We start from the raw sequence: 22,676 nt of genomic DNA on the forward strand, positions 1-22,676 counted from the left end.
CGTCCCGTGCCGCGGTGCCCGGTGTCGAGGTGTTCGGTGTCCAGGTGCCGGGGCCGGGTCTCCGGTGCTCCGGCACCCGTCATCCGCACACGCTCGCCGCTCAGTTCCACGCTTCGCTCCCGGCCCCGGGGTCGACGATCCACTTGCCATCGATCCCTGCTTCGGGCCGCCGACCGTCCACGGATGCGGCGACCTCCACTGACGTACCGACGCCACCAGTACCCCAGGACGGCGGTGACTTCCCGCGCGGCACGCCTGTCGGCCCGGTCCGATCCTGCGCCCGCGGTGACCGGGTGCCGGGTGCCCGCCGCCCGCTGCCCCGTCCGGCCGGGCGGGCGGGAGGGCGGGGGGGCGGGGGCGTCACGTCCAGGGCCAGCGGTCTGCTGGCGGTGGCGCGCGACTGCGCCCACAGCCCCACCGCGGCCGGCCCGGTCCTGCGCACCGCCGCGACACGTGCCAGGACAGGAAGTGCTCGACCCCGACGTACTTCTCGCCCCATGTCTCCCACTTGCGGCCGACGGCCTGGAGCGTCGGCACGATCACCTCGGTCCAGACGGCGATCAGACCGTGGTCCGCTGTCGAGGTGAGCAGCAGTTCGTCCAGTGCGGCGTCGAGCCGCAGGGCGGCACGGGCGATGCCCTTGCGCTCCTGGCGCACATCACCCGGCCGCAGCCCGCTGCCCGCCCGGCTGCGGCCGCGGGCCGGGGCGCTTGCTTCGCCGGGCCCCCAGGGGGGCCGGGGGCCGCGGCCCGCGTCTCGTCGCGGCGTGCCAGCGGGGCGGCCTCGGCGGGCGGCAGCCCGGTCGCCGTGAGCGCGCACGTACGCTCCAGCCGCGCCACGTCCCCGGGGGCCAGCGCCGGTGCCGCCCCCCGGTGTGCGCCGCGGGTCCGAGTCCGTAGCGGCGGTCCCAGGTACGGACCAGAGGTGTCGCGCGAGGCCCGGACGCCCCCGCACCCACGACGACGCCCGGCCGTCCGGCCCGCCGGCGGCGCGGCAGGCGGCGACCGGCTCACGCGGCCGGCCGGCGTCGTCGGACGCGGGAGCCTCGCCGCACGTGTCCTGGCCGCCGGTGCCGCTGTCGTCGCGGTGGCCCTCGTCGTCCGGCATCGGTCGGCACGGGCGGGTCGCGGGCCGGTCCGCGAGTCCGGCCGGCGGTTCTGGGACCGGGTTCGCACCGCCCACCGGACGGGTCCGGAACGCCGGCGTCCCTGACGTCCGGCGGGGAGCCCGAGAAGCTCTCCGCATCCCGTCCGGTCCTCCGCGACCGGCACCCCTGCTCGCGCACGGACGACCTGCCCGCCGCCCCCGCGGCCCCGGATGAGAGCATCCCACCGGGCCGTCGAACGGGGAGAGGGAGACGCGGAGCATGACTCCAGGGCGAGTGACCTACGAGGTGAGGTACGGGGTCTTTCCGCCGGCCGTCGTCAGCGGCGGCGGACCGGACGCCGGAGGAGGAGCCCTTCGGCTCTGCCCCGACGACCCCGCCCCCGCGCCGGACCGGTACCGCTCCGTCCGGGCCTTCCACGTCCTTCCCGACACGCAGGGGCCGTGGGCGCGCGTGGTCACCGAGCGGCCCCTGGGCCCGCGCGTGAGCGGGCACGCCGCCGTCTACCGGGTCGAGGATCAGTCCGGCGCGCCGCTCGGGCGGATCACGATGCGGCGCCGGCGCTCCTTCCGGCCCGGCCGGACGCGGTGGACCGTGGAACCGGCCACCGGTCCCGCCCTGCGGGGCTACCGGGGCCGCCTGGTGTGGTGGGCCCTGTGGTGGCCGGTCGGGCTGACGGTCAGCCTGCTGTGGGCGATCACGTCCATCCTCGGCGAGGGCGACGGCGGGTTCGGGCCGCCCCGCCGTGTGATCTGGCGGGACGGCACCGGGCGGGCCCATATCGTCTTCCGCGGCGTGGCCGACGACTACCGGGTGCTGACGCCCGGGTGGGACCCCCGTCTGGTCACCGCGCTGGTGGGGCTCCACCAGTCGTTCGACCCCTCCGAGGGCGCGGGGGCTCTCGGCTGGTACCAGGCGTGAACCGACACGGCCCCTGAGGCCGGATTCCCCCGCTCCCGACGTGTCGGGACCCGTTCCGCTGTGACGGTCGGTTACATGCATCTCGTCCGGCCCGCAGGGCAGAACCTTCTGCACACGGAACGGGAGGGGTGTCGCATGAGCACAGCCGAGCCGCGGACCACCGACGCACCGGACGGCGGGGCACCGTCGCTCAAGCGTGCCATCGGCCCCAAGTTGCTGATCCTCTTCGTCATCGGCGACATCCTCGGCACCGGGATCTACGCCACCACGGGCAAGGTGGCGGGCAAGGTCGGCGGCGCGCTGTGGCTGCCGTTCCTGATCGGGTTCGTCGTCGCGCTCCTCACCGCCGCCTCGTACGTGGAGCTGGTCGGCAAGTACCCGAAGGCGGCCGGCGCCGCGCTGTACACGCAGAAGGCGTTCAAGGTGCCGTTCCTGACCTTCATCGTCGCCTTCATGGTCATGTGCTCGGGCCTGTCGTCCGCCAGCGCGGCGGCCCGTGCCTTCAGCGGCGACTACTTCCAGGAGTTCACCGACGCGATCCCGCCGACCCTGATCGCGATCGTGTTCCTCCTCGCGCTCTCCTGCCTGGCGTTGCGGGGCGTGTCGGAGTCCGTGAAGACCAACGTGGTGCTGACGATCGTGGAGCTGACCGGGCTCCTGGTGATCCTCGGGATCGGTGCGTGGGCGGTGTTCAGCGGTGACGGGGAATCCTCCCGGCTGGGCGAGTTCGAGGGCTCGGGTACCGGATACGCGCTGATCACCGGGGTGCTCGGGGCGACGGCACTCGGCTTCTTCGCCTTCGTCGGCTTCGAGGACTCCGTCAACATGGCCGAGGAGACGCAGGACCCGGTCCGCACCTTCCCCCGGGCGATCTTCGTCGGTGTCGCCGTGACGGGCGTCATCTACGTCCTCGTGGCGCTGGTGTCGTCGCTGCTCGTGGACTACCGCACCCTGGAGGCGTCCAGCGGCCCGCTGCTGGAGGTCGTCAAGGCGGGCGGCGTCGACTTCCCGCCCAAACTGTTCGCCCTGATCGCGCTCTTCGCGGTCACCAACTCCGCGCTGATCAACATCATGATGGCCTCACGGCTCTGCTACGGACTGGCCAACGAACGGGTCCTGCCGCGTGCCATGGGCAAGGTGCTCCCCCGGCGGCGCACGCCGATCACCGGCATCGTCTTCGTCACCCTGCTCGCCCTCGGTCTGGTGTCGACCGGCGAGATCGAGGGCCTCGGCGACACCACGTCGTTCCTCCTGCTCTGCGTGTTCGCCGTGGTCAACGTGACGGTCCTGGTGCTCCGCAAGGACCGGGTGGAGCACCGGCACTTCCGTACACCGACGATCCTGCCGGTCCTCGGCGCGCTCACGGCCCTGGTTCTGGCGAGCCCCCTCGCGGAGCGGGCGGCGGACGTCTACATCCGCGCCGGCGTACTGGTGGCCATCGGCGTCGCGCTGTGGGGTGTGAACAAGCTGGTCATGCGGTTGCGCCCGGAGCGGTGACCTGTCACGGGTCCTCTCACGCCCGGGCCGGCGCGAGCACCACGAAGTCCGCGTTCGACGGATCGAGGCACAGGGCCAGCCGGCCGACGCCCTCCGCGTCCTCGGGACCCATCTGTACGCTGCCGCCGCTCCCGAGGACGGCGGCGACGGCGGCGTCGCAGTCGGTGACGGCGAAGACCGGGTGCCAGTACGGGCGGCCGTCCGCCAGGGCGAGGTCCTGCTCGCGCAGCTCCATGAGACCGCCGTGCATGCGCTCCTCGGGGAGACCCGCGGGCGTGATGAGCGAGTACGTGCCCCCGCCGCCCGGCATCTCCATGTCACCGAACTGCCAGCCGAGGACACCGCCGTAGAACTCCTTGGCCGCCGCCGCGTCGCTCGTGTACAGCTCCGTCCAGCACAGCGAACCGGGCTGGTCCACCAGCTCGACGCCCTGGGTGCTGCCCGGCTGCCACGCGGCGAACTGGCCACCCGCCGGATCGCTGTACTGGGCCATCCGGCCCCAGTGGTCCAGATCCATCGGCGCCACCCGGACCGTACCGCCCGCCTGCCGCACGGCCTGGGTCGTGGCGTCCGCGTCGGCGACGCGGTAGTAGACCATCCAGGCGGAGCGCGCGCCCTCCTCGGTGAGCCGGCCGATACCGGCGACGATCTTGCCGTCCTTGCGGAACATGCCGCCCTCGACGTCCTCCCCCATGGACTCGAAGTCCCAGCCGAACACGGCGCCGTAGAAGGCCGCGGCGCCGCGGACGTCGGGAGTGCCGAGGTCGAGCCAGCAGGGGGAGCCGGGGACGAAGTCAGTGGTGATCACGGCGGTGCCCTTTCGCAGTTTCCTGTCCGCTCCAGCGTGACACCGTGCGCGGACGCCCGCCCGTTGTCCGACTGGGCGGCAGGCGGCGTCGCCCGGCTCAGACGGGTTCGGGCTGCGGTGTGGCCGCCCTCGGTGCGGGGTGGGGTTCCGGTACGGCCTTCGACTCCCACGTCCCGGTGGTCCGCACATAGCCGAGGATCACCGAGGCCGTCACCAGGAGGAGCAGCGGTCCGGCCAGCCAGGGGCGGGCGGCCATCTCCCCGGGCAGGAAGCGGTACGACACCAGGAGCGCGGTGAAGACCGCCGCGCCGTAGGTGACGAGCCGGGTGCCCGAGCGGTCCCAGCCCCGCGCGAGCGAGCGCATCGCCGCCTCGACGGTGAGGGCGAAGACCACTCCGGCGAGGAGGTCCACGCCGTAGTGGTAGCCGAAGCCCAGCGTCGCGGCGAGGGTGGCGACCAGCCAGAAGGTGCCCGCGTACCGCATCGACCGTGAGCCGCCGCGGGAGTGGATGAAGAGCGTGGTCGCCCAGGCCGTGTGCAGGCTGGGCATGCAGTTGCGCGGGGTGACGGCGTCGAAGGGCATCGCGTGCGGGACGCCGAGGGACGGCGGCGTGTTCGGCCACACGTCGGCCAGGGCCCACTGGCCGCCGTCGGCGCCGAAGGCGTAGACCGGTCCGACGACCGGGAAGACCATGTAGACGGCCGGGCCGAGGAGGCCGATGACCAGGAACGTCCGCACCAGGTGGTGGGCCGGGAAGCGGCGCTCGGCGGCCACGTGGCGCAGTTGGTACAGCCCGACGAGGGCCGCCGCCAGCGGGAGTTGCCCGTAGACGAGTTCCAGGGTGTGGACGCCGACCGGTCCGGTGGCGTCGAGGAGGCGGCCGACCAGCCAGGAGGGGTCGCCCAGCGCGTGATCGGCGGTGGCCAGGTACTGGTCGAGCACCAGCGGGCGGGTTCTCGACGTGATGAGCAGCCAGGTGTCCCCCGTCTTGTGGCCCGCGACCAGCAGCAGGCCCAGTCCGGCGCCCTTGAGGAGCAGCACCCGTTCCCGGCCGGCCCGTCGGGTGACGGCGACGACTGCGCAGCCCAGCACCACCCAGAGCGCGCCGTTGCCGAAGTTCATCTCGGCGCCGACGGCCCACCGCACCAGCCAGAAGGCGAGGTCGACACCGATCGCGGCGCCGGCCGCGATGGCCCGTTGCCGCCAGGTGAGCACCACCATCGTCAGTGCCAGACCGGCGTACAGCAGCGGCCCCGAGTGCGGGGCGAGGATCACCTCGCGCGACTGAGCGGTGAGCGGCCCCGGGTGCCCCAGGTGTCGGGCGGCGCATTCCAGCGCCAGGAGGGACGCGAGGACCGCGACCCCCGCCGAGGCCAGCAGCCTCGTCCGCGGCCTACGCGGGACGGCGCGGGAGAGGCCGCGGCGCGGCGCGGGTATGCGCGTGGGTGTCTTCTTCAATTGTCTGGGCCATTTGCTCGATACCGGACACAAGATCACACATCACGGAGACGGACATGCGATTTCGAACATGCTAACGGTGCGGTGGGGCGGGTCCCGCCCCTGGTCGGAGCCATGGACAGTCGCCGACCCGCTGTGATGTGATCCGTCCGGCGGAACGGCCCCCTCCGTCCTCCCGTCCCCCCCCAGGCCCGAAAGTCCCGTTCACATGCAGAAGACCAAGGCCGCCCTCTGGGAATTCCTCCAGGGGCTCGGCAAGACGTTCATGCTCCCCGTGGCCCTGCTCGCGTTCTGCGGCATCATGCTGGGCATCGGCTCCTCCCTCTCCAGCGAGGCCGTCACTGACAACGTTGCCTTCCTCAGGGGCGAGGGCTGGCACCTCGTCTTCACCTGGATGGCCAACACCGGTCTGGTCGCCTTCACGTTCCTGCCCGTGCTCTTCGCGATGGCGATTCCGCTCGGTCTGGCCCGCGAGGACAAGGGTGTCGCCGCCTTCTCCGGGTTCGTCGGCTTCGCCGCCATGAACCTCGCGGTGAACTTCTACCTCACCGCCGAGGGTGTCGACTTCGAGGACGAGAAGGCGATCGAGCACTACGGCATCGCCGACGTGCTGGGCGTGCAGTCCATCGACACGGGCCTGCTGGGCGCCGTGGCCGTTGGCATCGTTGTCAGCCTGCTGCACCGGCGGTTCCGCACCCAGCGGATGCCGGACGCACTGGCCTTCTTCGGCGGGCTGCGCTTCGTCCCGATCGTGTCGGCGCTGGTCCTGAGCGTGCTCGGCCTGCTGATCCCGCTGGTCTGGCCGACCTTCAACGGCTGGATCACCGCCGTCGGGCGGGGCATCGGCCACACCGGGGTGTTCGGTCCGTTCTTCTTCGGCATGGGCGAGGTGCTGCTGCGGCCGATCGGCCTGCACCACATCCTCGTGGCGATGTTCCGCTTCACGGACGTCGGCGGTTCGGGAGCCGTGTGCGGGGACCAGGTCTCCGGCGCACTGAACATGTTCTACGCCCACCTGGAATGCTCGGCCGCGCCGAACGCCGCCGTCACCGACGCGACGCACTTCCTCTCCCAGGGCAAGATGGCCGCCTATCTGGGCGGTCTGCCGGGCGCGGCACTGGCGATGTACCACTGCGCGAACCGGCGGATGCGCCCGGAGATCAAGGCCCTGCTCGTGTCCGGTGTGGTGGCCTGCGTGGTGGGCGGCATCACGGAGCCGCTGGAGTTCCTCTTCCTCTTCGTCGCGCCGTGGCTGTACGCCCTCCACGCGGTCCTCGTGGGCCTCGGCTTCCTCACCGCGGCCGTGCTCGGCGTGTTCATCGGGAACACCGACGGCAACGTCATCGACTGGCTCGTCTTCGGCGTCCTCCAGGGCTCCTCGACCAAGTGGTACCTGATCCCCGTGATCGCGGCGGTGTGGTTCGCCGTGTACTACTTCCTCTTCCGCTGGGCCATCACCCGCTTCGACCTGAAGACCCCGGGCCGCGACGAGGCTCCGGCCCAGGACGGCCGGGAGCAGGACGAGGAGGCCGGCGGGCCCGTCGGTGCGGTCGATCCCGCGGGCGCGCCCGGCGCGACCGCGTCGGACGCCGCGGCGGAACCTGAACGCGTCCTGGTCGCGGGGAAGTACGACGCCGTCGCCATCCTCGACGCGATCGGAGGCGCCGACAACATCCGCTCCCTGGACAACTGCATCACGCGCCTGCGGATGACGGTCGGGGACGCCGGACGGGTGGACGAGGCGCGGCTGAAGCGACTGGGGGCGGTGGGGGTCATCAAGCTCGACGACCACAACGTCCAGGTCGTCATCGGCCCGCAGGTCCAGTCGGTGAAGGACGCCATCGCCTCGATGATCCCGGTGGGGTGACCATGGCCTCCTCCCGCGTCCCCTCCACCGGTCCGGCCCGCGACGCCTCGCGGGCGCCCTACGACTTCGACACCCCGGTCGACCGGCACGGCACCTGGTGCACCCAGTGGGACTACGTCGAGGACCGCTTCGGTGTGCCGGACCTGCTGCCGTTCACGATCTCCGACATGGACTTCGAGACCGCCCCGGAGATCCTGGCGGCGCTCCGCGGCCGTCTGGAGCACGGGGTCCTCGGCTACTCGCGGTGGCGCCAGGACGACTTCCTCTCCGCCGTCGTCCACTGGTACGCGACGCGGCACGCCACGGAGGTCGATCCCGAGTCGATCGTCTACGCGCCCTCCGTCGTCTACCAGGTCGCGCGGCTCCTGCGGCTGTGGTCGCGGCCCGGTGACGGCGTGGTCGTCCACACCCCCATGTACGACGCGTTCCCCAAGACGGTGGCGGCGGCGGGACGGCGGCTCCGGGAGTGTCCGGTCGACGACTGGGCGGAGTTGGAGCGGCTCCTGGCGCTCCCCGACACGGCCGTACTGCTGCTGTGCTCACCGCACAACCCGACGGGCAGGGTGTGGTCCGCCGGCGAGCTGGACCGGATGGCCCGGTGGTGCGCACGGTACGACGTGGCGGTCATCAGCGACGAGATCCACTCCGACCTGGCGTACGCCCCGCACGTCCACCGTCCCTGGGTACGGCACGGCGGCGAGGGGCGGTGGGCCGTGCTCACCTCGGCCTCGAAGTCGTTCAACGTGCCCGCTCTGACCGGTAGTTACGGCATCATCGGCGATCCCGCGTCGCGCGACGCCTTCCTCCGGCAGCTCAAGGAGGCGGACGGCCTGTCCTCCCCCGCCGTGCTCTCACTGGTCGGACACATCGCCGCGTACCGGGAGGGTGCGGCCTGGCTGGACGCCCTGCGCGCTTACCTCGCGGGCAACCTCGCGATGGTCGCCGACCGGCTGCACGAGGAGTTCGGGCAGCTCGGCTGGGAGCCGCCGCAGGCCGGTTACCTGGCCTGGATCGACCTGCGGCCCCTCGGCGTCGACGACGACGCGCTGCAGCGTGAACTCGTGGAGGTGGAGAAGGTGGCCGTCATGCCCGGCGCCGCCTACGGCGCTGCGGGACGGGTGCGGCTCAACGTCGGCTGCCCCCGGTCCAAGGCGCGGGCGGGCGTCGAGGCCCTGGTGCGCGCGCTGCGCCGGCTCACGGCGGCGGGGCCGCACGCCGCCCCCGCCGCGGACCGGGGCCCGGTCACGCCGCCTGGATGAGTTCGGCGCGGCCGAAGAGGATGCCGTAGCCGGACGGGAGCTGGGCGATGACGCGGTCGAGCAGGTCGGGACCGGCGAGGCGGGCGACCACCCCGAGGACGGAGCCGACGTCCCAGCGCGTCGTGGCGAGGGAACCGCCGGTACGGTCGGCGAGGTCCCGGACGAAACCCCAGCCGGTCATCGGTTCGGCCACGGGCGCCTCCGCCGCGAAGATCCGCGCGGCCTCCCGGGGCAGCCGGGCCGCCAGCTCGACGCGCTCCTCGCCGGTGACCCGGCGGCCGAGGGCGGCCAGCACGGCGGTCACGACCTCCTCGGCCCGCTCGCGCGTGGCGTAGGCGCCGTTGTAGCGGACCTGCTCCAGCATCCGGACGTACGGCGTGTCCGGTTCGGCCGTGGCTGTGGCTGTGGCCGCCGCCGGAACCCGGGCCGTCAGGGACTGCATCGGTGAGGGATCCTTCCTCGTTCGTGGTGGAGGCTTCTCGTCGTGGGAGCCGGGGTGCCGGACGGCCCGCGGCGGTGGGCGACGGAGCCGGGGCAGCGCCGGTGCGCAGGCTGCCGCGGGCGCGGCGGAGGAGGCGGGGCGCGGGGCGTGCGGTCCTCCGCCGCTGCCGGTGCGGCCGCCGCTCAGCCGGAGATCTCCTTGCGGTCCGACGCGCCGGCGATGGAGATCTTGCGGGGCTTGGCCCGCTCGGCGATCGGAACACGCAGGGTGAGCACGCCCGCCTCGTAGTCGGCGGTGATGTGCTCGGTGTCGAGGGTGTCCGCCAGCATCACCTGCCGGGAGAAGACGCCCAGGGGGCGTTCCGACAGCTCCATCTGCACGCCTTCGCTCTTGGGAGCGGGGCGGCGTTCGGCCCGGACGGTCAGCATGTTGCGTTCGACGTCGATGTCGATCGCTTCCGGGTCGACACCGGGCAGATCGAGGGCGATCACGTACGAGTCGCCCTCCCGGTAGGCGTCCATGGGCATCGCCGAGGGACGGGACCAGGTGCCGGTCGGACCGCCGAGCAACTGCTGGGCGATGCGGTCGAACTCACGGAAGGGGTCGGTGCGCATCAGCATCGGAACACCTCCTACATCGAGCGGATTCGCTCATGCGCTGTTTCTGTATCTCTTGTAGCATGTCATCGAAACGATGACAAGCGACGACGTCATCCAACGGGTGACACCACGGAGGTGGCCATGACCGCTGAGCCCCGGGAGGCCGGTGCACGGCCCGCGTCCTTCCTCGCCGCCCAGGCGGCACTGGCGGTGATCGAGCAGGCCGTACAGACCGCGCAGCGACCGCGCAGCACCGAGCGGAGCGGCACCGAGGTCGGCTCCGACCAGGCACTCGCCGCGCTGCTGCTGCTGCGCGAGGTGCGCGACCAGCTCGCGGGCTGGGAGACGGGACTGATCGAGACCGCCCGGGACGCGGGCGCGAGCTGGGCCGACCTCGCCCGTCCCCTCGGTGTCGCCAGCCGGCAGGCCGCCGAACGCCGGTACCTTCGGCTGCGGCCCGGAGCCCCCGGCACCACCGGCGAAGAGCGCGTGCGGGCCACCCGGGACAGCCGGGCCGCCGACCGCGCCGTCACCGCCTGGGCACGGGGCAACGCGGCCGGCCTCCGCCAGCTCGCCGGCCAGGTCGCCGCCCTCGCCGAGCTGCCGGCCGAGGCCCGCACACCCCTCGTACGGGCCCTCGGGCACGACGACGCCGCCGGTCTCCTCGGCCCGCTGACCGGCGCCCGTGAGCACCTTCCGGACGATCACGCGGAGCTGGCGGCACGCCTGGACACCGTCGCCCGCAGCGCGGACCGGCTCCGCCGCGCCGGGACGGGCGAGCGGAGCGCTCCGGAAGGAGGTGCGGCCCGCTGAGCGGCGCGACCGTGCCGCATTGCGGGCCCGGGGGAGGCGGCGGAGACTGGCCGGGAGACGACCGCGGCCGGAGAGGGCCTGGAGCGATGGGCGACTACGCCGACCTTCCTGGTGTCAGGACCTGGTACGAGACCGAGGGGACCGGTGATCCCCTGGTCCTGCTGCACGGCGGCTTCTGCACCAACGACACGTGGGGTGCGCTGCGCCCGGACCTGGCCGCGGTTCACCGCCTCTTCCTGCCCGAGCGGCGCGCGCACGGGCACACCCCCGACGTCGAGGGGCCGCTGTCGTACGAGGCGATGGCCGACGACACGGTGGACTTCCTGGAGACGGTCGTCGGGGAGCCGGCGCACCTGGTCGGGTGGAGCGACGGGGGTGTCGTCGCGCTGCTCGTCGCGCTCGCGCGTCCCGACCTCGTGCGGAAGGCCGTGGTGATCGGGGCCAACTTCCGCCCCGCCCCCGAGTGCTTCGCCGAGCCCGCGATGCTCGACGCGATGACGCCGGACGGCGAGGACCTCGCGTTCTTCCGCGAGCTGTACGAGGCCGTGACGCCGGACGGCGCGGACCACTGGCCGGTGGTGGCGGCCAAGGTCGTCGACATGTGGCGCACCCAGCCGACGCTCTCCCCCGAGGACCTGGCCCGGATCGAGGCGCCGACCCTCGTCGTGGTCGGGGACGACGACCTGGTCACGCTGGAGCACACGGTCGCGCTCTACCGGGCGGTTCCGAACTCCCAGCTGGCCGTCGTCCCCGGTGCGTCCCACGTGGTGCCGCTGGAGAAGCCGGACGCGGTGAAGCGGCTGGTCCTCGACCACCTGGCGCAGGACGCGGTCGAGACCCTGATGCCGGTCCGCCGCGCGACGGCGCCCGCCCGGACGGCCTGACCGGACGGCCTGACCGGGTGGCTTCAGGAGCCCCGGGAGGGACGCGCCACGGCACGGCCGTCGCCGCGGGACGCGCCCGGATCACCGGTCGGCGGCGACCGGGTCCAGGGCCAGCGCGGCGAACGTGGCCAGCCAGTGGTCGGTGGTGAAGTCGCCGCGCTCCACCGCCGGCAGGCCCGCCGCGAGGTGCTCGTCGGCCGCTGTGTCCAGGCGGCTGCGCACCGCGCCGTCCGGCAGGGCGTCCGCGAGGGCGCGGAGAGCGGCGGCCCTGCTGAGCGTCAGCCCGAGCAGATGGCCGATCTGCGGGTCCGCGTGGTCGGAGACGACCGGCACGTCGAGCGGTGGGCAGGGGGCGCCGGTGCCCAGCGCGGGCAGGAAGCGGTCGAGCCAGGCCGGGAAGTCCCCCTCGGGGAGCACCCTGCGCATCGTGTCGGCCTCGGTCAGCGCCGGGGAGAGGAAGTCCTGTCCCGACGGCTCCCAGTGCGCGGGCGCGTCGTGGTCGTCGGCGAACCAGGCCAGCAGGCGTTCCCGTACGGCCCGGTCGGTGGCGGCCGACAGCTCGCCCGAGTCGAGCGCGAGGCCCAGCGCGAAGGCGCTGTTGGGATGGTTGCCGTGGCGCACCGGATACGTGGCCTTGGGCAGCCAGTCGGCCAGCAGGTCGTCCACGGCGGCGACGGCCGGTTGGAGCGCCCCGGCCCAGCGGGTGCCCGCCTCGCCGGGGAGGGCGCGGCACTCGGCGGCGAGGGCGAGCAGCCAGGCCCAGCCGTAGGGCCGCTCGAAGGAGGGGCGGGCCCGGAGGTAGGCCGCCTCGACGGCGAGGTTCTCGGGGGTGAGGTGCCGGTCGAGTACGTCGACGGCCGGTCCGGTGCCGGGCAGGGCGGGGGGACCGCCGTGCCGCCGCAGCAGCCGGACGAGCAGCCAGTGCATGTGCACCGAGGAGTGCCAGTCGTAGGCCCCGTAGAAGGCGGGGTGCAGGGACCTGGGCTCCGGGTGTTCGTCGGGGGCGGTGATCAGGTGGGCGGGGAAGTTGGGGTACTCGCGGGTGATGTTGGCGAGGGCGATCCCGGCGAACCGGGACGCGTGGGCGCTGAGCGGCATCAGTGGGTGGCTCCTTCGGTGACCTTCAGGTCCCGTCCCGCCGGCGTGCGGGCGGCGGTGGCCAGCAGCGCGCGCAGGCCGTGGGCGACGGTGGCGGGCGGCAGGGACGGAGCGGTCCCGTCGGGGACCTGTTCCGGCGCCCAGGGCACGTGCACGAAACCGCCCCGTACCCGCGGGAACTCGGTGGCGATGAGGTGGCCGAGGCCGTAGGCGACGTGGTTGCAGACGAAGGTGCCGGCCGTGTGGGAGACGGCGGCCGGCACCCCGGCCTCGCGCATCGCGGCGACGCAGGCCTTGACGGGCAGGGTGGAGAAGTAGGCGGCGGGGCCGCCCGGGACCACCGGTTCGTCGACGGGCTGTCGGCCGGCGTTGTCCGGGATGCGTGCGTCGTCGACGTTGATGCCGACGCGTTCGACGGTGACGCCGGGCCGCCCGCCCGCCTGGCCCAGGCAGAGCACCAGGTCGGGGGTTTCGGTACGGACGGCGTCCCGCAGGGCGTCGAGGGACGTGCCGAACGCGCAGGGCAGTTCGACGGCGCGGACGGTGAGGCCGGCGGGGGGCTCGGCGGCCACCAGGGTCGCCGCCTGCCAGGACGGGTTCACGCTCTCGCCGCCGAAGGGGGCGAAGCCGGTGACGAGGACACGGGGCATGGGCGTTCCTTGCGGGGTCGGGCGGCCGTGGGGCGGGGCGGCTGTGCGGGGTCGCGGGGGCCGGTCGGAGTCGTCCCTCAGAAGGCGAAGAGCCCCATGATGACGGTGCAGCACCCGAGGAGCGCGATGCCCGTGGGCAGCTGTGCCTTGATCGGCCCGTACTGGTCCTTCAGCTCGAGCAGGGTGGCCGGGACGATGTTGAAGTTGGCGGCCATCGGCGTGCAGAGCGTGCCGGCGAAACCGGCGAGCATGCCGATCGCGAGGACGGCGGGCTCGTTGCCGTGCATCTGCTGGATGAGGACGGGCCAGCCGATCGCCGCGGTCATGACGGGGAACGCGGCGAAGGCGTTGCCCATGATGACGGTGAACAGGAACATGCCCACGCAGTAGGCGATGACGGCCAGGTACCGGGAGTCGTCGGGCAGGACCCTGTTCATGATGTCCCCCACCTGGGTGCCGACCCCGGCGGCGGCGAAGATCGACCCGAGGACGGCCAGCAGCTGGGGCAGCAGCAGGGCGGAGCCCATCGCCTCCAGCATGGAGCGGCCGGACCGGATCGGTACGGACACCTTCCTCTCGCCGGTGACCAGCAGGCCGACGACCAGCGCGGCGATGCAGCCGAGGCCGAGGCCGAGCAGGGTGGCCTTGCCCGTCTCGAACAGTCCGGACTCGTCCAGGACGGAGGCGCAGACGATCGCGACGAGGGGGATGGTCAGCGCGGGGATGAAGATCTTGCTGCCGAGCCGGGCGGCGGAGGCCTCGCGCTGCTCGTCGGTGGTGGTCACCGGGACGCCCTTGCCGAGGAAGTCGAACCCGGCGAGCACGATCAGGGCGAGGACCGCGACGCCGAGCGGTTCGGCGGGCAGGGTCCAGCCTCCGTTGCCGGCCGTGGCGTCGGCCACGCCGGTGCCGTAGGGGAAGGTGAGGCCGAGCAGTCCCCAGAACGCGGCGGAGGTCCAGCGCTTGGGGTTGCTGCGGTCGGCGGCCATCTGGACGGCCATGACGACGAAGACCAGGCCTATCAGCCAGTACAGCCATTCGACTTTGATCACTTGTCGGCCCCCTCGGGAAGCGGCAGGTCGTGCTCGGCGGCGGCGAGGGCCATCTCGCGCTCCAGTTGCCGGTCCATGATCAGCAGCCGGGCGCCGTGGATGACGAAGGCGCAGACCGCGAGCGGGATCGCCCACAGGGCCAGCTGGGTCGGTTCGATCTCCTGGTGGTAGGTGGAGTTCACGAAGCCGGTGATCAGCAGGATGGAGCCGATGGCGATGAAGCAGTCCTCGCCGAAGAAGACGCCCACGGTGTCGGCCGACGCGGAGTAGGACCGCACCTTCTCGCGCAGCCGGTCGGGGAGCTTCGCCCCCATGGTGCGTTCCGCGGCGGCCTCCGCCATGGGGGCGACCAGGGGCCGGACCGTCTGCGCGGGGCCGCCGATGCTGTTGAGGCCGAAGGCCGCGGTGACCTGGCGGACGAGCAGGTAGACCGTGAGGAACCGGCCCGCGCTGAGCTTGCCCAGGCGGCCGATGAGAGTGCGCGCCTGCTCGCGCAGGCCGTAGCGCTCCAGCAGGCCGATCACCGGGAGCACGATGGCGTAGACGGTGACCGAGCGGCTGTCGGCGAAGGACCGGCCGAAGGCCGCGAGGACCTCCAGCGGGTTCATCCTGCCGAGCAGTCCGGTGACGACACCGGCGACGCCCACCACGAGGACGGGGTTGCGGCGCGTGACGAATCCGAGGATCACCACGACCACACCGAGAAGAACGATCATTCGGTGGCCTTCTTCAGGCGAGGGGGCAGAGCACGCATCCGGGACTGGCGGAGCCGGGGCTTCATGCTCCCGGACCCTGACCCCGGATACGTGGCAGATGCACGGACACTAGCGATCGTTCAACGATCTAACAAGGGGTCGATTTCATGGCAGCCTCACGGGCGGTCGGCCGCCTCTTGTCGGATCGTTCAACAATCGTCTACGTTCAGAGGGTGATCGACCTCAACGCAGATCTCGGTGAGGGCTTCGGCCGCTGGACCCTCACCGACGACGACGCCCTGCTCTCCGTCGTCACCAGCGCCAACGTCGCCTGCGGATTCCACGCGGGCGACCCGTCGGTGATGCGCCGCGTCTGCGGGCTCGCCGCCGAGCGCGGGGTGCGGATCGGGGCACAGGTGTCCTACCGCGACCTGGCGGGCTTCGGGCGGCGCGCGATGGACGTGCCCGCCGACGAGCTGACGGCCGAGGTGGCGTACCAGATCGGGGCGCTCAGGGTGTTCGCCGAGGCCGCCGGCGCCGAGGTCGCCTACGTGAAACCGCACGGCGCGCTCTACAACCGCACCGTCCACGACGCCGAGCAGGCGGGGGCCGTGGTGGCCGGCGTGCGGCTCGCCGGCGGTGCGCTGCCGGTGCTCGGGCTGCCCGGATCCCACCTGCTCGCCGCCGCCCGGGACGCCGGCCTCACCGGGGTGCCCGAGGCCTTCGCGGACCGCGCCTACACGGCCCGGGGCACCCTCGTCCCCCGGCGCGAGGACGGCTCCGTGGTGACCGACGAGGACGCGGTGGTGCGGCGCGCGCTCACGATCGCGGTGGACGGCACGGTCGAGGCCGTCGACGGCACGACGGTCGCGGTCGCCGCCCGCTCGCTATGCGTACACGGCGACACCCCGAACGCGGCCAGGATCGCGGCCCGGGTGCGCGAGGCGCTGGCGGCGTCCGGGGCCGGGATCGGGGCCTTCGCGTGACGGGGAGCCGGACGGTCACGACGCGTCCCGCCGGCCGCCGCGCGCTCCTGGTCGAACTGCCCGACGCCGAGCACACCGCGGCCTTCCACACCGAGTTGCTCCGCCGGCGCGCCGCCGGGTCCCTGCCGCCCGTGGCGGAGATCGTGCCGGGGGCGCGGACGGTACTGCTGGACGGGGTGGCGGACCCGGAGGCGCTGGCCCGCGAGGTCTGCGGCTGGGAGGTGCGGCCGGGGGGCGACGACGACGGCGACGTCGTGGAGATCGCCGTCCGCTACGACGGTCCGGATTTGGCGGACGTGGCGGACCGGTGGGGAGTCGCCCCCGGCGAGGTCGCCGCACTGCACACGGCGCCCACGTACCGCGTCGCGTTCTGCGGCTTCGCACCCGGCTTCGGCTACCTCACCGGTCTGCCCGAGGAACTGCACGTGCCCCGCCGGGCGACTCCCCGGACCCGGGTGCCGGCCGGCGCGGTCGCACTCGCCGGGCCCTACAGCGCGGTCTACCCGCGCTCCACGCCGGGCGGCTGGCAGCTGATCGGCGCCATGCCCGACCCGGGGCGGCTGTGGGACACCGCGCGGGACCGGGCGGCGCTGCTCACCCCGGGGACGCGGGTGCGCTTCGTCGCGGCACCCGACGTTCCCGCCGGGGCCACCGGATGACCGCGCTCACGGCCGTGCGCTCGGGCGCGCTCACCACGGTGCAGGACGCGGGCCGACGCGGCCACGCCCACCTGGGCGTGCCCCGCTCCGGCGCCCTCGACGCACCGGCGATGCGGCTCGCCAACCGCCTGCTCGGCAATCATCCCGACGCCGCCGTCCTGGAGACCACCCTCACCGGCTGCGCCCTGCGCCCCGACCGTGCCGTCACCGCCGTGGTCGGCGGTGCGCCCTGCCCGGTCACCGTGGACGGGCGGCCCGCGGCCTGGGGTGCTCCGGTGCGGGTACCGGCCGGCGCGGTCCTGGACGTGGGAGTTGCGAGCGCGGGCGTGCGCTCCTACGTGGCGGTGGCCGGGGGCGTCGCCGTCGAGCCGGTGCTCGGCAGCCGGTCCACGGACCTGCTCTCGGGGCTGGGCCCGCTCCCCCTGCGGGACGGGGACGTCGTCCCGGTGGGCACCCCCGCCCGGCCGGTGGCGCTGCCCCCCGCCGCCCCCTGGCCGGCACCGCCCACCGAACTCGTCCTTCCGGTACGCCCGGGCCCGCGCGCCGACTGGTTCACCCCCGCCGCCCTGCGCACCCTCACCTCGGCCACGTACCGCGTCTCCCCGCACAGCAACCGCATCGGGCTGCGCACCGAGGGGCCGGCCCTGGACCGCGTGTCCACGGGGGAACTGCCCAGTGAGGGCATGGTCCTGGGCGCCGTGCAGGTCCCGCCCGACGGACGCCCGGTGATCTTCCTGAACGACCATCCGACGACCGGTGGCTATCCGGTGGTCGCGGTCGTCGCGGAGCCCGCCCTGGCGGCGGCGGCCCAGGCGGTGGCCGGGACGCCGGTGCGCTTCACGCCGGGCTGACGTGCCGGGCAAAGCCGCCGGTGGGCCCACCGGTGAGGCGGCCGAAGGCGGGTAGAGGGGAGGCACTCAGGACATGACCTTCTCCCGGGAGGAACCGAGGATGACCGACGACGCCTACCTCGTTCTGCTGGACGGCACCGCCACGACGCTCGGGGTACCTCCCGCGGCGATCGGCGACCTGGCCTGCATGGAGACCCCCGCCGTGCGGGCGTGGCTGGACGCGCAGGGCGTCGGCGCGTCGTCCGCCGGCCTCCGCCTGGTGCCGCCGGAGGACACGGCGGCCGTTCCCGAGGACGCGGAGCGACTGCCCGTCCCGCTGAGCGAGGAGGAGCTGAGCCGGGTGCGCCACCAAGCCGCTCCGGAGAGCGTCGCCCGGCTGGAGGAGGAACTGCTCGCCTACCGCACCTGTGCGGACGGTCGCGAGGCGCTGCTCGCCCGCGCGTTGGCGGCCGGTGTGCCGGCGCACCGGGTCGCGCAGCTCACCGGGGAGGACCTGTCGGCCGTCCGGGCGACGGCCGTGTGACACGGTCGGTGGTCGCCCGGTGGACGGTCCGGGACCGGTTCACCCCAACTCGGCGACCAGGTCGCCGGCGGTCACGCGGGTCAGGGTCCGCGAGGCGTCCCCCGGCCCCGGGAAGACGCGGTACGTCGTGCCCGTGGCCCTTCCCGCGTCGATGTCTCCGTGCACCGTCGCGAGGAACACCCGCTTGCCGGCGGCCAGTCGGGCCGCCGCACCGTCGGGGTCGGAGTGCGTGAGGCACGCGTCGCTGTCCTCCGTGGACGCCACTCTGGTGGCGAACTCCCGCGTGGTCTCCCCCAGTCCCCGCCGGTACCTCAGCAGCGCGGGTTCCGGCCCCCGGAGGGTCACAGCCACCTCGGGGGAGCGTGCCGCCGCCCGCCACACCGCCAGGTCCCACAGGGTGACCCGGCTGCCGGAGGCGAACTGCTCCCACACGTGCCGGGCCACCGTCGCCAGTCCGTCGCCGCCGTGCGAGCCGATGGACTGGAAACCGCTCGCGGACGGCAGGTGGGTGTCGGTCCACAGCGTCCGGCGGCGGCCCAGGTCCACGATCATCGGCAGGCACACCCGCGAGTCGCCCGCCAGGTCGAACCGCTGACGCACCGTCCGCGGATCGTACGACGCGTCCCGCGGCCCGTGGGCGGGCAGGGCCATGAAGCCCGCGAAGGCGTCCGGCAGCTCCTCGAACGGCACGTTGTTGAAGCTGAAGACCAGCGGGACGGCGTAGGCGTCCCCTCGTCGGGTCAGTCGTTCCAGATCGAGGTCCACGTACTCGGTGGCGCCCCGCGGCGCCGGAGCCGAGGTGAGGTCGCCGGAGTGGACCGCGGCGTCCACCCCGTGGACCAGGTGCGTGTAGTCGCACAGCCCGGTGAACTTCCAGGCCGCGTCGAAGAACGCGACGGAGAGGTCGAGGTCCGTCCGGTTGCCCCGTGGTTCGGTCCAGTGCAGGAACAGCCGGAGCAGCGCGCCGTCGGGGAGCACCTGTGCGCTGCCCCGGCCCAGGGCGACCAGCGCCTTCGCGGCGGTCCGCTCGGTGAACGGCACGGTGAGGTCGGCCAGGCCCGCGTCCAGGACCGACAGTTCGTACGACGGCCCGGCGGCGAACCGGCGCAGCACCTCCCCCTCCAGCAACGCGACCGCCGCCGACACCAGCCCGGCGGGCAGCGGGGCCCGCCGCTCCGCGACGGTCAGGGCCCGGGTCACGGCCCCGCGCGGGAAGAACACGCGTCGGCGGCCGATGCGGTCCTCGGTACGCACGCGCAGCGCCCCGAGGGCCGACAGCAGCGGCCCTGGGCCCACCTTCGGGAGCCCGCGCAGGAGGGCCTTCTCCAGGTCCGCTTCGAGGACGTCGTCGGTGTGCAGGCACAGCAACTGGTCCAGGCGGCGCACGAGTTCGCCGGGGCGCTCGCCCGCGAGGCTCGCGGCACGGCCGGCGTCGCCCTCGGCCACCGCCTGCTCCAGACGTCCGGCCCAGGTCGCCGGGCGGATCCGGCTCCCGTCCACCCGGACGGCGTCGGGGTGCGCGGCGGCCGCGTCGAGCAACGCGGCACCGAAGACGGTGCCGGGGTCCACGGGGGTGGCGCGGAGCACCGCGAAGGCGAGGGCGGCACGCGGATGCCGGGTGTGCCGCTCGAAGGGGTGCAGGGCCTCCGCGGCTCGCTTCCACGCCGTGGGGTGCCGCAGCACGTCCTCCACGAGGAACGGTGTCGGCAGGCCGTCGAGGAGCGTGAGCAGCAGTCGGCGCAGCGGGCGCGGCAGGTTCGTGAACCGTGTCGGGGTCACCAGCCCGGGGTCGCCGTCGCAGACCACGGCGAGCAGCCGCAGCACGTCGGTGGCGGTGGTGAGCCGCTCGGCGAGCAGCTCCCGTACCGGCACGCCGTCCGCGGCGTCGCGTACGAGCGTTCCCAGCACGAGTGCCTTCGTCTCGCGGACCGGGATGTCGCGGGGCAGCTCGCCGCGGCCCGCCGGTGTGAGGGGCAGCAGGGTCAGCAGGTCGTCCCGGTCCTGCGGGGACAGGGGCGTACGACGGGCCAGCAGGGCGTCCACCACGTCGGTGGCGTCGGCGGCCCGGTCGGTGCCCAGCCGCAGCAGACGCAGCGGGCCGGGCACCGGCGCCTTCGCGGCCCCGACGGCCCGGACCGGCCGCAGGAAGGGGTCGTCGGCGTCGATCCGGCGGTGGCACACCGGGCACCCCGCGTAGTCCGCGCCGTCCCAGCACAGCCGGCACACCAGGTGGGCGCACGGCGAGACGGGGTGTACCGTGCGCGCCTCGCCGCACAGCACGCAGGGGTGCTGCGGTTGTTGCAGCAGGAAGGCGAAGACCCGGTCCACGTACAGCGCCTCGGTGTCGCGCGGCACGGTGCGCGGGAAACGGCGGAAGAGCGGGGTGTGGGTGCGGTCGGAGCCGAGCAGGTCGTCGGCCAGCCCGACCAGGCGGACGTGCGCGGCCGCCAGTTCGTCGGTGGCCAGGGCGCCGAGCGCCGCGTGCAGGGGAGCGGAGAGAACGTGTCCGCGGCCGAGCAGTTCGGCCTCGAGTCGGCGCATCGCCGGTCCCGTTCCGCCGGCGGCCGGGGACGCCCCGTCGACGTACGCGTTCTGGACACGGCGCAGCAGTACGGACTCGGCAGTGAGCAACGGGGAGATCCTCCACGACGTCCGGGGAAGGGGAAACGGGGACGGAGAGTGGGCGCGCGGGTCTTTTCGAGAGGTTGAGAAGGATGCACGCCGGGGAGCCGCCCCCGTTGCCCTCATCCCACCACAGGCACGCGTGAGCGCCAACGCATTTATGACCGCGTCCGGCGCCGGCGGCGGTCCGGACCAGCCCAGCGCTTCGCAGGCCCGTCTGTCGACCGGATTTCCCGGTGGCGCGCGTCGCCGGGCTGCCGATCGCGGCACCGGCCCACGGCGGTGGACCCGCGTCGGCGGGTCCTACCGCGTCGAGTTCCCGGCGACGCGTCCGTCGACGTAGGTCGCCACCACCTCGATGGCGCCGATGCGCGACGGGGCGACGCGCGTCGGGTCGTCGCCGAGGACGACCAGGTCGGCCCGTTTGCCCGGGGTGAGGCTGCCCAGGTCGTCCTCCCAGTGGCAGGCGAAGGCGCCGGCGACCGTGTAGGCGCGCAGGGCCTCGGCGACGGTGATGCCCTCGTCGGGGCCGATCGTGCGGCCCGACCCGGAGGCGCGCTCGACCATGAACTGGACGGCGCGCAGCGGCGACCCGTCGGCGACGGGGCGGTCCGAGCTGCCCACCAGGGGGATGCCGTGGTCCAGGAACGCCCTGCCGCGGTAGAGCCAGGGCGCCCGCTCCTCGCCCATGATCGCCGCGTAGTCGTCACCGAAGTGACGCAGGAAGGAGGGCTGTACGACCACGCTGACGCCGAGTCGCGCGAGGCGCGGGAGCTGGTCGGGGCGGATCAGGCCGGCATGCTCGACGCGGTGCCGGGCGCCGGGCCGCGGCCGCAGGCGCTGGGCCCGTTCCAGGGCGTCCAGGGCGACGTCGGCCGCGCGGTCGCCGATGGCGTGGACGGCGAGCTGCCACCCGGCGAGGTGACCGTCCACGATGGTGCCGGCGAGGACGTCGGGGTCGTCCTGCAACTGGCCCGCGTGGTCGAGTCCTTCGTACGGGCGGGTGAGCGCGGCGGTCCGGGCCATCATGCCGCCGTCGGTGAAGACCTTCAGCGCCCCCACGGACAGCCGCCCGTCGCCGAGGCCGGTGCGCAGACCCAGGTCGAGGGCGCGCGGGATGCCGTCGTCCCGGTGGGCGGCGACCGGGCGAAGGCGGTCCGCGGACACCATGAGCTGCACCCTGAGCGGCAACAGGTCACGATCCCGGGCGAGTTGGTAGGCGCCCAGCTCCAGAGGCCCGTGACCGAGGAGGGTGCCGCCGATACCGGCCTCGGCGCAGGCGGTGACCCCCTCGGTCAGGCAGACGCGGGCGGCCCGCCCGATCGCCTCGGCCAGCTCTTCCTGGGAGTACGGCAGGCGCAGCGCGCGGGCGGCACCCATGGCACCCTCGGCGAGGAAGCCGTCCTCGTGCGGGACGTCGGCCGGGAGCAGGTCGAGAACGGCGGAGTTGACCAGGCACCCGTGCCCGGAGTCGTGCGTCACGTACAGCTTGCGGCCGTGGCTGACCCGGTCGAGTTCGGCGGCGGTCAGGTGCCGGCCCAGGGCCCGCTGGTCGTAGCCGGCGATGCTCACCCAGGCGCCCGGAGTGCCCTCGCGCGTGACGGCCTCGTCGATGGCGGCGAGCGCGTCGTCGACCCGGGTGTGTCCCGCGATGCTCGGCGTGCGCTGCTTGAACCCCGTCCACGCCAGGTGGACGTGGGCGTCGATGAAGCCGGGCAGGACGGTCGCGCCCTGGAGGTCGATCACCTCGCGCGCGGGAAGCGAGGTGACGGCGGCGTCGAGCCCCACGATCCGGCCCCGCCAGACACCCAGGTCGTGGGCGACGGGGTGGTCCGGGTCCATGGTGAGGAAGCGGGCGTTGGTGAGTCTGGCGCAGAGCATCGGGC

Annotated in this window: 21 protein-coding genes; 10 read left to right on the top strand and 11 right to left on the bottom strand. The window is 73.8% G+C overall.

The genetic code is table 11. The features are described 5' to 3' along the window. Positions 1-360: 360 nt before the first annotated feature. Positions 361-657 (bottom strand): B12-binding domain-containing protein, encoded by a 297-nt coding sequence (locus ACZ6EG_RS22220; protein WP_469606847.1) that lies wholly within the window; start codon positions 655-657, stop codon positions 361-363. A 709-nt stretch (positions 658-1,366) separates the two neighbouring features. Here ACZ6EG_RS22220 and ACZ6EG_RS22225 point away from each other — a divergent pair. Together ACZ6EG_RS22225 and ACZ6EG_RS22230 are read left to right on the top strand one after the other, a co-directional pair. Then, on the top strand, positions 1,367-2,026 hold the full coding sequence (locus ACZ6EG_RS22225) for a hypothetical protein (RefSeq protein ID WP_391970454.1): 660 nt from the start codon (positions 1,367-1,369) through the stop codon (positions 2,024-2,026). A gap of 135 nt (positions 2,027-2,161) precedes the next feature. Further along, positions 2,162-3,523, top strand: coding sequence for an APC family permease (locus tag ACZ6EG_RS22230; protein ID WP_391970455.1), 1,362 nt, complete (start codon positions 2,162-2,164; stop codon positions 3,521-3,523). A gap of 16 nt (positions 3,524-3,539) precedes the next feature. Here the strand turns inward: ACZ6EG_RS22230 and ACZ6EG_RS22235 are convergent, their stop codons facing one another. Continuing rightward, a complete protein-coding gene (locus ACZ6EG_RS22235; RefSeq protein ID WP_391970456.1) occupies positions 3,540-4,331 on the bottom strand; it encodes a VOC family protein in 792 nt (263 codons plus the stop codon). Positions 4,332-4,428: 97 nt separating this feature from the next. After that, positions 4,429-5,790, bottom strand: coding sequence for a phosphatase PAP2 family protein (locus ACZ6EG_RS22240; protein ID WP_469606851.1), 1,362 nt, complete (start codon positions 5,788-5,790; stop codon positions 4,429-4,431). Positions 5,791-5,998: 208 nt separating this feature from the next. Between ACZ6EG_RS22240 and malX the strand changes: the two genes are divergently transcribed. Then, on the top strand, positions 5,999-7,657 hold the full coding sequence (gene malX / locus ACZ6EG_RS22245) for a maltose/glucose-specific PTS transporter subunit IIBC (protein ID WP_391970458.1): 1,659 nt from the start codon (positions 5,999-6,001) through the stop codon (positions 7,655-7,657). Between the two features lie 2 nt (positions 7,658-7,659). Further along, a complete protein-coding gene (locus tag ACZ6EG_RS22250; RefSeq protein WP_391970459.1) occupies positions 7,660-8,916 on the top strand; it encodes a MalY/PatB family protein in 1,257 nt (418 codons plus the stop codon). On the opposite strand, the gene ACZ6EG_RS22255 is transcribed toward ACZ6EG_RS22250, so the two are convergent. Both ACZ6EG_RS22255 and ACZ6EG_RS22260 read right to left on the bottom strand, forming a co-directional pair. Next, positions 8,900-9,280 (bottom strand): DUF2267 domain-containing protein, encoded by a 381-nt coding sequence (locus ACZ6EG_RS22255; protein ID WP_469607328.1) that lies wholly within the window; start codon positions 9,278-9,280, stop codon positions 8,900-8,902. The genes ACZ6EG_RS22250 and ACZ6EG_RS22255 overlap by 17 nt on opposite strands. 260 nt (positions 9,281-9,540) lie before the next feature. Continuing rightward, on the bottom strand, positions 9,541-9,978 hold the full coding sequence (locus ACZ6EG_RS22260; RefSeq protein ID WP_469606861.1) for an Hsp20/alpha crystallin family protein: 438 nt from the start codon (positions 9,976-9,978) through the stop codon (positions 9,541-9,543). 120 nt (positions 9,979-10,098) lie between these two features. On the opposite strand from ACZ6EG_RS22260, the gene ACZ6EG_RS22265 reads away from it, so the two are divergent. Together ACZ6EG_RS22265 and ACZ6EG_RS22270 are read left to right on the top strand one after the other, a co-directional pair. Beyond that, positions 10,099-10,770, top strand: coding sequence for a type III effector protein (locus ACZ6EG_RS22265; RefSeq protein WP_469606863.1), 672 nt, complete (start codon positions 10,099-10,101; stop codon positions 10,768-10,770). Between the two features lie 86 nt (positions 10,771-10,856). Next, positions 10,857-11,654: an alpha/beta fold hydrolase gene (locus ACZ6EG_RS22270; protein ID WP_469606866.1), complete on the top strand. Its 798-nt coding sequence runs from the start codon at positions 10,857-10,859 to the stop codon at positions 11,652-11,654. A gap of 81 nt (positions 11,655-11,735) precedes the next feature. Here the strand turns inward: ACZ6EG_RS22270 and ACZ6EG_RS22275 are convergent, their stop codons facing one another. From ACZ6EG_RS22275 to ACZ6EG_RS22290, 4 genes are all read right to left on the bottom strand, one after another. Then, positions 11,736-12,752, bottom strand: a complete 1,017-nt coding sequence (locus ACZ6EG_RS22275; RefSeq protein WP_391970464.1) for a DUF2891 domain-containing protein — start codon at positions 12,750-12,752, stop codon at positions 11,736-11,738. Next, positions 12,752-13,402: a pyroglutamyl-peptidase I gene (pcp, locus tag ACZ6EG_RS22280; RefSeq protein WP_391970465.1), complete on the bottom strand. Its 651-nt coding sequence runs from the start codon at positions 13,400-13,402 to the stop codon at positions 12,752-12,754. The genes ACZ6EG_RS22275 and pcp overlap by 1 nt, the downstream gene beginning before the upstream one ends. A 77-nt stretch (positions 13,403-13,479) precedes the next feature. Continuing rightward, positions 13,480-14,454, bottom strand: a complete 975-nt coding sequence (locus ACZ6EG_RS22285; protein ID WP_469606871.1) for a DUF979 domain-containing protein — start codon at positions 14,452-14,454, stop codon at positions 13,480-13,482. Continuing rightward, on the bottom strand, positions 14,451-15,170 hold the full coding sequence (locus ACZ6EG_RS22290; protein ID WP_391970467.1) for a DUF969 domain-containing protein: 720 nt from the start codon (positions 15,168-15,170) through the stop codon (positions 14,451-14,453). Before ACZ6EG_RS22290 ends, ACZ6EG_RS22285 begins: the two co-directional genes overlap by 4 nt. A 212-nt stretch (positions 15,171-15,382) precedes the next feature. Between ACZ6EG_RS22290 and ACZ6EG_RS22295 the strand changes: the two genes are divergently transcribed. The 4 genes from ACZ6EG_RS22295 (at position 15,383) to ACZ6EG_RS22310 (ending at position 18,168) form a co-directional block, all read left to right on the top strand. Continuing rightward, positions 15,383-16,135 carry a LamB/YcsF family protein gene (locus tag ACZ6EG_RS22295; protein ID WP_391970468.1) on the top strand — a complete coding sequence of 251 codons (753 nt, stop codon included), beginning with the start codon at positions 15,383-15,385 and terminating at the stop codon, positions 16,133-16,135. Next, a complete protein-coding gene (locus ACZ6EG_RS22300) occupies positions 16,132-16,794 on the top strand; it encodes a 5-oxoprolinase subunit B family protein (RefSeq protein ID WP_391970469.1) in 663 nt (220 codons plus the stop codon). Before ACZ6EG_RS22295 ends, ACZ6EG_RS22300 begins: the two co-directional genes overlap by 4 nt. After that, a complete protein-coding gene (locus ACZ6EG_RS22305; RefSeq protein ID WP_469606877.1) occupies positions 16,791-17,645 on the top strand; it encodes a 5-oxoprolinase subunit C family protein in 855 nt (284 codons plus the stop codon). Before ACZ6EG_RS22300 ends, ACZ6EG_RS22305 begins: the two co-directional genes overlap by 4 nt. 100 nt (positions 17,646-17,745) lie before the next feature. After that, on the top strand, positions 17,746-18,168 hold the full coding sequence (locus ACZ6EG_RS22310) for a DUF6003 family protein (protein WP_391970701.1): 423 nt from the start codon (positions 17,746-17,748) through the stop codon (positions 18,166-18,168). Positions 18,169-18,207: 39 nt separating this feature from the next. Here the strand turns inward: ACZ6EG_RS22310 and ACZ6EG_RS22315 are convergent, their stop codons facing one another. Beyond that, the gene (locus tag ACZ6EG_RS22315) at positions 18,208-20,799 is read right to left on the bottom strand and encodes an MXAN_6230/SCO0854 family RING domain-containing protein (protein WP_469606881.1); all 2,592 of its coding nucleotides are present in this window, start codon (positions 20,797-20,799) and stop codon (positions 18,208-18,210) included. Positions 20,800-21,093: 294 nt separating this feature from the next. Beyond that, positions 21,094-22,671, bottom strand: coding sequence for an amidohydrolase (locus ACZ6EG_RS22320; RefSeq protein WP_469606884.1), 1,578 nt, complete (start codon positions 22,669-22,671; stop codon positions 21,094-21,096). Positions 22,672-22,676: the final 5 nt, after the last annotated feature.

It is taken from the genome of Streptomyces sp. NPDC041968, from assembly GCF_055589025.1.

Bases quoted from the DNA above. Each gene is read 5' to 3' on its own strand.
- ACZ6EG_RS22225 (WP_391970454.1), top strand. From the start codon at position 1,367: ATGACTCCAGGGCGAGTGACCTACGAGGTGAGGTACGGGGTCTTTCCG.
- ACZ6EG_RS22230 (WP_391970455.1), top strand. From the start codon at position 2,162: ATGAGCACAGCCGAGCCGCGGACCACCGACGCACCGGACGGCGGGGCA.
- malX (WP_391970458.1), top strand. From the start codon at position 5,999: ATGCAGAAGACCAAGGCCGCCCTCTGGGAATTCCTCCAGGGGCTCGGC.
- ACZ6EG_RS22250 (WP_391970459.1), top strand. From the start codon at position 7,660: ATGGCCTCCTCCCGCGTCCCCTCCACCGGTCCGGCCCGCGACGCCTCG.
- ACZ6EG_RS22255 (WP_469607328.1), bottom strand. From the start codon at position 9,280: ATGCTGGAGCAGGTCCGCTACAACGGCGCCTACGCCACGCGCGAGCGG.
- ACZ6EG_RS22260 (WP_469606861.1), bottom strand. From the start codon at position 9,978: ATGCTGATGCGCACCGACCCCTTCCGTGAGTTCGACCGCATCGCCCAG.
- ACZ6EG_RS22265 (WP_469606863.1), top strand. From the start codon at position 10,099: ATGACCGCTGAGCCCCGGGAGGCCGGTGCACGGCCCGCGTCCTTCCTC.
- ACZ6EG_RS22270 (WP_469606866.1), top strand. From the start codon at position 10,857: ATGGGCGACTACGCCGACCTTCCTGGTGTCAGGACCTGGTACGAGACC.
- ACZ6EG_RS22275 (WP_391970464.1), bottom strand. From the start codon at position 12,752: ATGCCGCTCAGCGCCCACGCGTCCCGGTTCGCCGGGATCGCCCTCGCC.
- pcp (WP_391970465.1), bottom strand. From the start codon at position 13,402: ATGCCCCGTGTCCTCGTCACCGGCTTCGCCCCCTTCGGCGGCGAGAGC.
- ACZ6EG_RS22290 (WP_391970467.1), bottom strand. From the start codon at position 15,170: ATGATCGTTCTTCTCGGTGTGGTCGTGGTGATCCTCGGATTCGTCACG.
- ACZ6EG_RS22305 (WP_469606877.1), top strand. From the start codon at position 16,791: ATGACCGCGCTCACGGCCGTGCGCTCGGGCGCGCTCACCACGGTGCAG.
- ACZ6EG_RS22310 (WP_391970701.1), top strand. From the start codon at position 17,746: ATGACCGACGACGCCTACCTCGTTCTGCTGGACGGCACCGCCACGACG.
- ACZ6EG_RS22320 (WP_469606884.1), bottom strand. From the start codon at position 22,671: ATGCTCTGCGCCAGACTCACCAACGCCCGCTTCCTCACCATGGACCCG.